At 60.4% G+C, this 12,983-nt stretch carries 6 protein-coding genes; 5 read left to right on the forward strand and 1 reads right to left on the reverse strand.

Annotated features, from left to right (window positions below; translation table 11 throughout):
* Positions 1–30: 30 nt before the first annotated feature.
* From C8N34_RS22950 to C8N34_RS22970, 5 genes are read left to right on the forward strand one after another with little or no spacing between them, the layout of a single operon-like run.
* Positions 31–2,583: a PD-(D/E)XK nuclease family protein gene (locus C8N34_RS22950; RefSeq protein WP_108130639.1), complete on the forward strand. Its 2,553-nt coding sequence runs from the start codon at positions 31–33 to the stop codon at positions 2,581–2,583.
* Complete coding sequence (locus tag C8N34_RS22955; protein ID WP_108130640.1) at positions 2,580–5,771, forward strand: UvrD-helicase domain-containing protein; 3,192 nt, start codon at positions 2,580–2,582, stop codon at positions 5,769–5,771. The genes C8N34_RS22950 and C8N34_RS22955 overlap by 4 nt, the downstream gene beginning before the upstream one ends.
* A 14-nt stretch (positions 5,772–5,785) precedes the next feature.
* Positions 5,786–7,099, forward strand: a complete 1,314-nt coding sequence (locus tag C8N34_RS26065) for a hypothetical protein (RefSeq protein WP_145693831.1) — start codon at positions 5,786–5,788, stop codon at positions 7,097–7,099.
* Positions 7,099–9,165 carry a phospholipase D-like domain-containing protein gene (locus C8N34_RS22965; RefSeq protein WP_145693829.1) on the forward strand — a complete coding sequence of 689 codons (2,067 nt, stop codon included), beginning with the start codon at positions 7,099–7,101 and terminating at the stop codon, positions 9,163–9,165. The genes C8N34_RS26065 and C8N34_RS22965 overlap by 1 nt, the downstream gene beginning before the upstream one ends.
* Positions 9,131–11,788, forward strand: coding sequence for a helicase-related protein (locus C8N34_RS22970; RefSeq protein WP_108130643.1), 2,658 nt, complete (start codon positions 9,131–9,133; stop codon positions 11,786–11,788). Before C8N34_RS22965 ends, C8N34_RS22970 begins: the two co-directional genes overlap by 35 nt.
* Before the next feature lie 119 nt (positions 11,789–11,907).
* Here C8N34_RS22970 and C8N34_RS22975 read toward each other — a convergent pair whose 3' ends face one another.
* A complete protein-coding gene (locus C8N34_RS22975) occupies positions 11,908–12,867 on the reverse strand; it encodes a hypothetical protein (protein ID WP_108130644.1) in 960 nt (319 codons plus the stop codon).
* Positions 12,868–12,983 lie beyond the last annotated feature (116 nt).

Raw genomic sequence — 12,983 nt, forward strand, 5'->3', positions numbered from 1 at the left:
CAGGAATGGTCGGATAAGTCGAGGGACACCATGCACTATCCTTTTCTGGTCTGCGATCCGCGCTCTGGTCTGCACTATCGGCTGACAGATACTGGTGTTGCGGAACTGTCCCTCGCGCCAAAACCCGTGCCTTGGGTTCCCGGGCAAGCAATCGTCGAATACGCAGATCTTGTATGGCGCGACAGCCTCGCCAACGCACCGATCGAGACGATCTCTGCCGTGACTGCGGCCCTGGAAGATCTGATCCTGGCCACGACCGACCTGCGTTTGCCAAAGCTCGGGTCTTTGCCAAACAGCCGGGCTGGTCTCCATCTTGATGCGCTCATCCGACTTTGGGGCCGCCTTGGCGATGCGCTGCCAGAGGGCCTTGCGCCCGTGCGCCATGTTCTCGAACTACCGTATGGCCAGTTTCTGGATGCTCTGCCCGTGGTCAACGGTTCGCTCGATCCCCATGCGCCGGCCATCATGGCCGCGCTCTATGCGCGTCTGGAGCAGGAATTTGGCAGCGTGGAAGGACCCGCCACAAGCCGCGCGGCCCCAGTTGGAACCGGGCTTCATGCACTACAGGGCAGTATTGCCGCCCCGCAAATAGACGCCAAGGCAAAGGATGACAGCCTAGCGTTCTACGGGCTGCGCGATCTGGCGGCCTGTGCGGATTTCGCCGCGGCGCGCGCTCGAACCCTGATCGAAGCTGGGGTTGCCGCCCGCGACATTGCTGTCCTGACTGGCCATGACCCGCATCAACTGGCACGCGCCTTCGCGCATCAGGGCGTGCCGCTCTCTGGCCTGCCCGCCAGCTTGCCGGAACGCGATATCGTCGGCGAAACCGCGCTCCACCTTGCACTGGCCAAGCGACCCCCAACGCCCGCCATGGTTTTGGCAAGCCTCGCACTCTCACCCCTGATGCCTTGGTCGTCACAGACTGGACGCGACTTGGCCGAAGCTTTGATGGCAGGGGATTTTCGTGGCGGTATCCTGTCGAGCACACCGGCGCACAAGGAACTGTGGGACGATATCCGCGCAAGTGCGGGAAGCCTTGCGCAGTTGCGCTTCCTGATCGACCGCATTTGCGGCCAGATTGCTCAAGGCGCAGAAGTCCGCGCTCGCCTGCCAATCCCACCCAGCGATGGCAGCCCGGATTGGGAAGCGATCCTGCGCGGCATCCAGATCGCGTCGCATTCTGCGGGCGATCCGGAGCGCAATCTTGAAGGGGTGAGCCTTTGGTCGGCGCAGGAAAGCCCTTGGAGACCGTGCCGACATCTGATCGTGGCCGACTTTACCGATGGCTTGTATCCGACGCGCCCTCGGGCCAATCCAATGTTCCTCGACAGTGAGATTGCGCAAATTCGTGAAGCAACCGGTCTGCATTTGCGCGGCCGGGCCGAAGGACTGGCACAGTCCCTCTCTCTGTTCGATCAACAGCTTCAGGCTGTAGCTGACTCTGCCACCTTCTTGATCCCGTGGCGGGATCTCTCTGGCGCACGACTTCAGCCATCGGCAGGGCTATCTCTGATTGCGCGCTTTATCTCGGATGTCGAGGATGGGGCGGACCTGATCGCAGATGTGTCGCGCATGCGGCCAGAGGATTGGCCCGTCGCGCATCACCGCCTGCCTCCGTTGCCCGAGCCGCCTGAATTGCCCGAGGCCCTTCAATTCGCAGGTCGCAACCTTCTGGCTTTGCGTCGCAAGGACGATGGGACGACAAAGCCGCAATCGCCGTCTCGGCTGGAAACGCTTCTGGTCAGCCCGCTGGCCTGGCTTCTGGCTGAGGTCGAGGCCAATGATCTGTCATGGTCAGCCGAGGAACTGGATGTCATGGCGAAGGGCAACATCGCGCATGATGTGTTTGAGCATGTGTTCCTCAAGGATCAGCCTATTCCCGACCGCACCGCTCTCACTGACGCGGTGATCGCCGCTTATGACAGCGCACTGACCCGTCACGCCAATTTCTTGCGAAGCGCGTCTTGGGACATGGAGCGCCAGGGATTGGAGCGCGAAATCCTTCAGGCCGCTCTGCGTTGGCGTGACCACTTGCTGGCGCTTGGGGCAAAAATCATCGGGAATGAGATTTGGCTTTCGGGCGAAGCCCATGGCATCAATTTGCACGGCAAGGCCGATGCGATCCTTGAATTGCCGGACGGGGGCCTTCTGATCGTTGACCACAAGAAAAGTGGCACGTCGGGCCGACGCAAACGGATGGAGGCAGGCTGGGATCTGCAGGCAGCGCTCTATCGTGACATGATCGCCCGACCGATCCGTCGAGAGGGAGACGGGATGGACGCCTTGATCGGCCGTTCTGTCGGCATTGCCTATCACTTGATGAATGACGGCGGTCTGCTGACATCGGGGCTGGCGTTGGCGGATGGATCGCCAGCGAAAGACATGGGCGATGCGATCAACGCAGCCGCGGTTGGACGGCTTGCCGAACGGCTTGCAGAACTGGGTGCAGGGCGCGTGGTCCTGAACACAACGGCTGATGTGGATTTCTTCAAGAAAGAGGCGGGCTTTACCCCCTATGCGCTGACCGATGGTTCTGCCCTTGTCACCGCCTTTATCCGCAAGATTGAGGACAGCGAAGCATGAGCCAGAACCCGTCAGATCTCGGTTTGGTCATCGTGCCCGCTGGCGCAGGGGCTGGGAAAACCCATCGAATCAAGACTCAGCTCTCCGACTGGGTCAAGCGCAAGGTCGTGCGGCCCGAACGCATCCTTGCCGTGACTTTCACCGAGGCCGCCGCCGGCGAATTGCGCGAACGCATCCGGGCGGGACTTCTTGCCGATGGTCTGGTTGAGGAAGCTATGGCGGTCGAGCGGGCCTATGTGTCGACCATCCATGGGCTGGGTCTGCGGCTCTTGACCGAACATGCCCTTGCTGCCGGCGCCTCCCTGCAGCCACGCCACTTGGGCGATGCGGAACGTGACCTGCTGATCAGGCAGGCGCTGGCGCATGCACGCGCGCTCGACCCGATCAAGGCTGCGCCAGAGCGGTTCGGGTATCAACCCAACTGGCAAAAGGGTGAGACGATCGAGGATTCCTTGCGTGCGCGCGTGCTGGCCATGATCGACCTCTTGCGAGGGCTGGGCGATAAAGGGCGTGATCCGGGCCTGATCGCCCCGGCTCTTGCGCGGCTTGACCGGGTCTATGGTGCGACACTGGCTGACCCAGCTGCCGCGCGCGATGCGTTGCTGGCGGCAGTCCTTGCCATGCTGGCAGCTTTTCCGGACGGAGGTATGGCCACCGTGACGGCCAAGGGGCCGCGCGAGACCTTGGAAAAGAACCTTTCGCTGTTTCGGCGCATTGAACGGGACCCCGCGCTTCTGGATCAGGACTGGGGCGTCTGGCAGTCACTGCGCGGCCTGTTCATTTCGAACAGCCGCACCAAGACGCCGGAAGGCTATGATGATCTGGCAACAGCGATCATGCAGGCCGCCGACGTCTTGCCTTCCCATCCAGGCCCTCTCGCAGACGCAAAACTGCATCTGTCTTGTCTGATCGCCTGCGCCCAAGAGGTGATGGAAGCCTACGAGACGCGGAAGAAGGCCCTTGGTCTGATCGACTTTGCCGACATGATCGCCGGGGCCGAACGCCTGCTGCGCACCAATCCCTCTGTGCGGCAGGCCGTTCTGGACGAAATTGATTGTGTCATCATTGACGAGTTCCAGGACACGAACCCGGTTCAGTTCGCCCTGCTTTGGCAGTTGGGGGCGCATGCGCCGCGCACCTTGCTGGTAGGTGATGTGAAGCAATCGATCATGGGGTTTCAGGGGGCTGATCCGCGCTTGTCTCAGGCACTGGCCGCGGCAAACCCCGAAGCTACGCAGCCGCTGGATCGCAACTGGCGGTCGACACCTGCCGTCATGCAGTTCGTCAACGCCCTTGGCGCGGGGCTATTCGGGGCGGGCTATAATCCTCTTGCCCCAACCCGCGATCCCGTGCTCGGACCGGCGATCGAGGTGTTGCAGGTAACGAAAGGGCGCGGAGTGCGGACATCCTCCAAGCCTCAAGAGCATGTGGCAGAACGCATTACGCGCATCCTCACCAATGCCGAGACGGTCACCGACCGGCAAAACGGCACCACGCGGGCAGCGCGCCCATCTGACATCGCGCTTCTGATCTGTCGCCACGCAACGGCGGCTCGATATGCCGAAGAGCTGCGGGCCCGCGGCGTTCCCGTTCGGATCGCCGAGGATGGCTGGGCGGCCAGCCCCGTCGTGCAGGCAGCTCGGGCGGCGCTCAGCTATGCGGCCAATTCTGCAGATGCCCATGCTGGGCTGCTTTTGCGCACGCTTGGCCCAGACCCGCTCTCCTTGCAGGAGGCAATGGCCGCACAGATCGATGGGCGGCTGGCAGATGATCCTGTCCTCATGCAGCTGGCGGCTCTGTTTGACCGCCTTTCACGTCTGCCTGTCAGTGTCGCGCTGAACATCGTGCTTGACGCGGCTGGTCTGCGCCAATGGGCGGCGCGTCAGCCCGATGCGGCCCAGGCGCGTGCTGATCTCTTGCGCCTTGAGGCAGAGGCAAGCGATTTCGAAGCCGCGCATCGCGATCTTAAGGCAGCCTCGGGGTTTCATGGAGAGACCGCCAAGGTGTTCCTCGGCTGGCTCGACGCCCGCTCGGGCGACCGCGATTTCGACCGTAGACCGGACCCATCGGCGGACAGTGCCGAGGCGGTTGAAATCGTAACGTGGCACGCGTCCAAAGGGAGGGAGTGGCCCATCACGGTGGTCGCAGAATTCGACCATAGAATTGAAGAATGGCCCGGTACCACTGCCACCCGGTTCGAGGCGCTGGACAGGATTGACGACATGTCTGCGGTGCTTGCTTCCGCCGCACTGATCCACACGCCGGGATTTGCAGCACCTGAAGCGGCGCGGCGCTTTATCGAGGACCGTCGGGCGGATTTCGAGGCCAATGCCAAGAACCTGCTGTATGTCGCCCTGACACGGACGCGCGACCGGCTGGTCCTGGAGTGGCCGAGCTTTCTGAAAGAGCGTCACGAGGAAGCCACGGAAGCCACCTGTCTGTTCCATGTTCTGGAGGATTGTTGCAAACCGCAAACCTCTGGCGGGATGCTGCGGATTGGTGGGGTGGAATGTCCGGCGGTAATCACCGCGATGCCAGAACATGCAAGCGCCACCGATTTTGCTCCCACAGCAAACACAAAAGCGCCTTTGTTCGGAAAACAGGCGCCGATGCCTTCTACATCGTTGACGCCCTGGCGGCTTCAACCATCACAGATGAAAACGGCAGCTCCTGCACCTGAAAGCCGGAGCATCATACTCGGAGCGTCGTGGTCACAGACGGTCAGCGATGCGACCCGTGGGACAGCGCTGCATCTTGCCATGCGGGTGTTACTCACGCGGCCCGAATTGGCGCCGGCATTACCCGCTGCCACCGGACTGGAGGACGCGGCGCTCACCCTGATGGCAGAGCGGGCAGCGGCGCTGAGAGCTTGGCTCTTAGATCAAGGATACTCCGACCTTCATTGTGAAATCCCCGTTCTCGGACACAGCCCAGAAGGTGGAGAAATTCCCGGCACAATTGATCTTTTGGCAATTGGGCCCCAAGGCAGCCTTCTCATCGACCACAAAACGGGAGGCCGAGGTGATGGATTTGGACCCTATTGGCCGCAGCTGTCCAGCTACGCAGCACTGGTAGCAAGACTGTTCCCGCAGCACACGCTGCAAGGTTTAGCTGTGTTCTGGATAGACCATGGGCGGCTGGACCTGGCGCAGCTACCCGCCGCCAAACAGATGGTTATTATTGAATGACAATACAATGGGGCATGCTGGCGCCTGAAAACGTCAAGCCGTCACGCAGAAGACTGACACTAGGGCTTGGCAAGGCAGTCATGCTCTATAATGAAGCTGCAGTTCCTGGACTTGGCGGGATGTGGTTCATACGCCAAGCGGCGCTCGCGCTTCTCGGCATTAGAATCGCAGAAGAGACCCCACATGCAGGAAGCAAGATAGAAGTCGCCAACGCCATAGAGGCTCTGGCCTGCTGGATCGGCTATCAGGAGAGAGGCTGGAGCCGTGGAGATTGGAGACTGCGGGGGTCACGCAAGCTCAAGGCACTGCAAGATCGAGGGATTGATCGTACCTTTCGCCGGCTGAAGTCACAGTCGGCCTATGTAACCCAACCCATGCGCATGGGCTGTGTCCAAGCGCTTCCCGCGCTTGGGCTTGTTGATGCGAGCGGATCCAGATTCAACAGTTTTTCTGTCAACGTTCGCGGACAGCAGCTTATCGATGCCGTTTTCGGCGAAAGAGGCCCAGGGAAGCGGCCCCTTCCCGATTACCTCCGCAAGTGGGTGCTCAATGAGCCGGTAAACTTCACCGCCTCACTTCGCGGAAAACTCAATCCAACGGCCGATGCGGGAGATGATGCCCGCATGGTAATGCGTGAGGCGCTGGCATTCCCCGGAGCAGGCGCAGAGCGTCGTCGGAACGCTCTGATCTGGATGCGGAAAATCGATGTAGGGGACGATTTTGTTACGATCCCGGACACCGACTGGGGGAATCAACCCGCCGAGATTGACGATAACCACTGGAAGGATCTGAAAGCAGGAGCATCGCTTCTTCAAACCCGCGACGCCGCTATCGGCGTGCTAGCAAATATCGAACAGGAACTTATCGGTCATTCACGACTTGACCTGACTCGAGCTCTTCCTGAAGGGGTGTCGGCCTCGTTGGAAGCGTGGCGCAAGGAAGCGCAGCGCTTTCTGGCACTTGATGGTCACGGGCCGAATGAAGCGGCTGCAGCGGCACGCGAGTTTTGCACAGAAGCACTTCAATCCGACATTCATGCGATCACGATGCTCGTAAACCGCGAGAACCACATGTTGCGGGTGACGGGCAGTGTTGTCGTCCCGACTGCTGCGTGGCGGACAGACGCCGCTCTTCGTGTTGACGACGCTACGCACGAGGGGGCCGATATCGAAACAGACCCCGAGGGCAGAGAGGACGGTGCGCCCATGCGCGCCGAGCGTAATGTCCTGCCCACTTCGATCTCTCCGCGCATAATTTACCTGCGACGCCTGTCACTAGACCTTGAGGGACGGCTCGGCACGTTCATCGAAGCGCAGGGGCAGAACTGATGGCCGCTCCACATCTGCCCCTTTCCCTCGTGGAGCATGCTGCACCCCCGACTGACATGACCGGCCATGCAGGATGGATTTGCGGATTTTCTGCCGACGCAGATTTCATGGAGGCGTTCGTCGAGCGTTTCACCGGCCAGGGTCGATCGGCACGCGCTGAACTTGGCCGCACGTTCATCGGGCTCTGCCTTGACCGTTCGCAGGCACAGATCCCTCCTGGCGAGGTGCCAGGCGTCTTGCATCTGCCCGCCCGCAACGACGCCCCGCCGTATCGCCTCATGCATGCGAAGGTGGCGCTTTTGGCATTTCGCAACCCGACCGATGAAAGCAAATGGGCTCTGCGCTTGCTTGTTACCACGGGTAACTGGACCCGGCAGACCACCGAAGATAGCATCGACCTCATCTGGCGGCTCGATCTGGCCGCGGAAGATGTTCTTGCGCAGGAGTCCGATGACGCGCTTGAGCAAAACCGGGCCGACTTGGCCGCGGCGCGCGATTTCTGGCGTTGGTTGCGGCAGCAATACCAGTGCCGACTTTTGGAAGTGGATGCTGGGGCGGGAAAGGCCCAGGAAATTCAAGGTGCGGCATTTGCAGAGTTGGAGCGCTGGACGAGCCGGCTAAAACCCCGGCCAAATACTACGCCTCGCTTCATCGATACGAGGCAGCAAGCACTAATCGCCCAACTGGCGAGTCGAGTCAAAGCACATGCCGGGTCGCAGCGCCGCAACAACCTTGTTCTTGGGTCTGGATTCTGGGAAGGCGGGCAAACGGCGGGCTTGCCACTTGTTCCCAGCACGATCGCCAAGTCACTGATTGATGCCTCTCTCCTGACACGATCCGCGAAGATCACGCTTGTTGTTGAGAGCGACAAATGCGCAGCACTGGCAGAGCAGCTTGTTTTCAGTAGCATGCGCGAGGCGAAATGGTCGCTCCTACGTCCGCTGAAGGCTGATGGCGACATGAGGCGCCTGCACGCCAAATTCCTGTTCTCGGCAAACCGGCAAACAGATGGTAAAGGCTGTGCCTCCGCCTGGGTTTACCTGGGTTCGGGCAATCTCACGCCTGCCGGTTTTCTCGCTGCGCCAAGCCGTGGCGGCAACCTAGAAGCCGGGGTCATAATGGCGGCAGACGGTTTGAGCTGGGAACCCGCCGGGACCAAGTCCCGCCTGACTCCTGTTGGGCACGTTCTACCGGTCGACTGGGACGCTCACATCACCGACCTTTCAGCCCTAACGGCAGGAGACGGCCCACCCGTCCGAGAAACGCGCTTTATCGCCCCGCCTGTCTCCCATCTTGTCTGGAAGCCTGGCGAGATGGCCAATTTCCTTGCAGTGCCTCAAAGCGAGGATGCGACAGGAATAGTGATACTGGGACCGAGCAATCAAGCGCTTACACCGAACGGGTTCGGGCATTTCCTATGGGATGGCGAGCAGCCGGCGCATGTCGGCGTGCGTCGCCTCGATCAGAACGACAGTGCATCGACCGTCCTGGTTCCCGTGTTGGACCACTACGGACGGCTTGCTGCGCGGCCACTGGAGCCGATAGATCTAGAGCAGGCCATTGAACTACTAGACAGCTTTCCTGCAGTGCCAGATGGAGGGAACACCGGAGACGACGAGGATCCGCCTGCACCGCAAGACACCGGAAATTTGCCGGGCGCGGCTGGGCGAGCGGCACCGGACGCGCGGTATGTCATTCGGGGAACCATGAAACTGATCGAGGCCATTGCCGAACGCCAGACCATGGTGCCCAAGGCTGATTGGACTAGTTGGACACAGCGGCTGCAATGTGTGCTGATGCAATTAGGCACCTTGCCCGAACGTGGGAAGCTTGGCCGGAGGCGAAACGACGCCAAAGGGCCGACGAGAGGCGCACTGGTCGAGGCTCTGCTTCCGCTAAACATCAACCCGCTTTCCTGCCTGAGGGAACCGCCGTTCCTGCCGGACTACGTCAAGCGGGGCAGCACCGAGTTCTTGGCCCTTGACGAAGCCTTGAGTGCCGCTGAGGTCAACTGGGACGTATCCGAATTCGATGGACTGGAAAGCAGGGTTTCTGATGTCGGCTAAGATGGGCAAGTTCGCGGGATGGGAATCTGTTGCCGCCAACATCAGCGGACCACAGGAATCGCCATTGTTTCCGCAAGGCTATCTCGATGCGGGTCAGATCGACGCACTAAAAGCTTTGGCGGCATCCTTGAGAAATCACGGTGCCGTGCTCGCCGATGAGGTAGGAATGGGCAAGACGCGGATCGCGGTTGCTCTGGCCCTCGCTGTCAATCGGAGCGGCGGCAGGGTTGCCTTGGTTGTTCCGCCGGTCGTCGCCCCGCAATGGCGCGACGAGATCGCTAAAGCAGGCGAAAGGTCTAAAGACATTTTGCGCAGCTTCGACGGCCTGATGCGTGAATATGAAACCGATTACGCGGCAAGAATGGATGATGCCCTCGTGATCCTTTCCCACCGTTTTGGCGACCTGCGTGTGCAAACGTCCGGAATAAGGTGGCGTGCCAATCTCCTGAAGCTGATCGTCCGCAATGTAGATAAGAAAATCAGAAAAGGGTGCCAGCTCGCACATTGTCGAATGCCGGGCGTCGAACTAGCGGCAAAAGAAATTTTGGAGCGGGCAAAGAGATGCCAACTTACGAAGACTTCAGTTGAAGCGATCGTCCAGGAATTTCGAGACATCGATAACCGCTCTGAGCTCGATGATTTTCAGTCTGACCGCTTTGAGAACTATTCGACCGAGCTCAAGTTGCTCGAGCGCACTCTTGGGCTTGCTCTCGGCCCGTTCGACCTCGTCATCATCGATGAGGCCCATAAGTCTCGTAGTGAACGGGGAAAGCTATCGGCGCTTCTCGATAGCATCCTTTTCCCGAGTGGCAAAACATGCCGCCGTCTGGGCCTAACGGCGACTCCGGTCGAACTTGACGTGTGGCAGTGGAAAAGCATTTTAAAGCGCGTTTCCATGCCTAACCGCACCTGGATGTCGATCGAACCTGCCGTGCTGAAATTTCGCGAAGCTGCCGAAGCGGTACGCAGGCGGTGGCGTACAGACGAAGCAACGCATCATCGTTACAAGGCGGCGGCGGCAAAATTTCAAGAAGATCTCGCGGCCTGGGTAGTACGCCGGGACAAGCGGCGTGATGAAACCATCATGCTGTTCGACAAGCATGCACCCATTGGAATGAGCTACCGGCGCGAGCACCCGATCGAAGTTCATGCCGGCAATTTGTCGCCGGGTTGGCGCCGGATCGTCTTTGCCGCCGAGGCACTGTCAGTCATCGGCCAAGCGGCGGCCGATACAACTGCGGCCCGTGCACGGCTAACGATTAGCAACGGGCACGGAGTGGCAGGAATCATCGACAAGCTGGCGAAGCGGCAGGCTGGAGACGGTCGCCATGAAGATGAGGAAGCTGACCGCCAGCAGATAGAAGAAGATGGTGCCGAAGAAGGCGTCGAAGCGAGTGCAGAGCACACCGCCGAGCAATATGGCGTGCACAAGCGAAAACAACGCGCAGATTGGTGGAAAAACGCGCTGACTGCATCATTCGTTGATAGCACTGAAAGCCTATTTGAGCATCCAGTTCTGTCGGCGGTCGTTGATGAAATTGAAAACTACACACGCAGCGGGGAGAAGGTTCTTGTGTTTGGCCGCTTCACGCGGCCCATGCGCGTATTGACCGATCTTCTCAATGCTCGGGCCCTGTTGCGGGCAGTGCGGGACGGAACGCCATGGCCACAGGAAAAGACGTCAGACGACGATCAAGGGGTACTGCGCGCAGCGGCCAAACAACTTGAACTCGAATACGATCGCAAGCGCGTCGATGACATCCTAACCGCTTCCTACAAAGTCTTTGAAGCGCAACGTCAGACGCTGCGCAACCACATCCTGGCCCTGATTGAGAGCGGGGCGACTGGCCAGTCAACACTGTTGCAGGCGATTGCGAGTGACGAGAATTTATCTGAAATCGTCACGCCACTGGCTCGGGCAGCCGAGCCCTTGGTACGGGAGGAGGCTTCGGGGGCCAAAGTATCACGCGAAGCGGTAGTGGAAGCGCTCACTCAGGTATTCGATGCCCTCCGCGAACGCGGCGAAGGAGGCGCGCAGGACGAGGAACTAGACGGCATATCTGCGAGGGCATTGTGGGCAAAACTTCGTGAGAGACTGATAGAGGAGTACAATTCGCCTCGAGCCTCATTCGCTCGGATGCTTTACGGCAAGACACTCCCTTCCACGCGACGTCTAGTTCAGCTTGCCTTCAATCGTTCGGCGAGCGAACCACATGTGCTCATCGCCCAATCCATGGTCGGGCGCGAAGGACTCAATCTTCACGAAAGCTGCCGGATCGTCATTCTACTCCATCTCGAATGGAACCCGGGAGTGGTAGAGCAGCAAATCGGCCGCGTCGACCGCAAGAACAGCTATTGGTCGCGTCTACTGAAGGAAGCGATAGATGCAGGTAGCCAGGATTTACCGCGAATTGAAGTCCGGCCCGTGATTTTTCGGGGTACGTATGATGAGCATCATTGGTCAGTTCTATCACAGCGCTGGGACGAACAACGCTCACAGCTTCACGGACTTATTGCGTACGGAGAAGATCGTGAAAATCTGAACGAAGAGGAAAGTAGGCTTCTACAGTCGCTCGAAGAAAAAAGCCCTGACTTCTGGCCAAAGCCACCGGTGCAGAGCTAAGCTCACGGTCACTGCTTATTACCGCCGAAGCCTCACCGAAACGAAGATGCATCTGACGGGAAGTCCTTCGGGGAGTTACCCTCTGTCGCCAACCACATCGGCAAAGTCTGCCGCGGCCTTCAGTTCGTAGCACGCCACATCCGATACCTGCCCTGCCCAGTCAGTTCGCGGACCAAACCCCGCGCTTCCATCCAGGTGAGGTTACGCTGAACAGCGGCGCGGCTCGAACCTGTCAAGGCCTCGGCCATCGGAGCGGATACAAGTGGCCATTCGGTCAACACGGCGCGCAAGGCGATCGGGGTCTTGCCCGAGAGCGGGTTCATCTCGGCTTCTGTCCGCGCAGACCATGTCTCGATATCGTCTAGGTGCCGCATTGCGGTCAGGCAGGCCGTTTCCATCCCGTCGAGCCAGCGCGCCAGGCGGGCAGCGGGTGGGCCGCTGTTGCGCAGCCCCCCTGCCCCACCCATGGCAAGAGGCGCAAAGACTGTGCCTCTCCCCTCGCTTGCAGCGATCCGCGCAGCCGTGACGGCCGCTTCCATTCGATCGCCCTGCTGCCCAAGGCCAGCAAGGCTCCAGAGGTGATAACCTGCGCAGGCACGTGTTATCGGATGAAGATCTGCGGCTTGTGTCATCAGCTCGAGCCAACCGCCCGCGCGGTCTGCAAAGGGCTCGGCTTCATCCGCCATGTTCTCGGGATCGCGGCGGTCGAGGAAGGCGAACAGGTCCACCTCTGGGCCTGGCCCCCCCGTTAGACGACGTACCGCCCAACCGACCCGCGCGAGTGCGGCGGTGTCGTCTTGCAGGCCGGAAATGCGCATGGAGATCCAGAGCGCCAGCCGATCCGGGCCGATACGATCGCCCGTGAACCAGCTGAGGTCGGCAGCCTCTATCAGGGCAAGCCTGTGCCGCCATCCTTCCGGGCCGCGCTTCAGCCGGTCATCCAGTGCGCCGACGCGACCGGCCACACGGGCAAGACGCGCGGCATGACCCGCCTCTGCTTTCCGCCAGTCGTCGAGGACCTCGGCTTCTCGCAATTCGGCCCGTGGTCCGGGCGGCAGATAATCCGGCTCCTCTTCCATGGGACCGGGCAGGAACCAAAGTGTTGAACGGCTTGCAATAAGGACCCCGCTTCTGGGGTGATCGGCGTCCAAAAGGGACCCCACCGACCGGGGGTTGGGTCCATTGTGCCTTCGAT

Source organism: Gemmobacter caeni, from assembly GCF_003054195.1.
In the GTDB taxonomy this organism is placed as follows: domain Bacteria; phylum Pseudomonadota; class Alphaproteobacteria; order Rhodobacterales; family Rhodobacteraceae; genus Gemmobacter; species Gemmobacter caeni.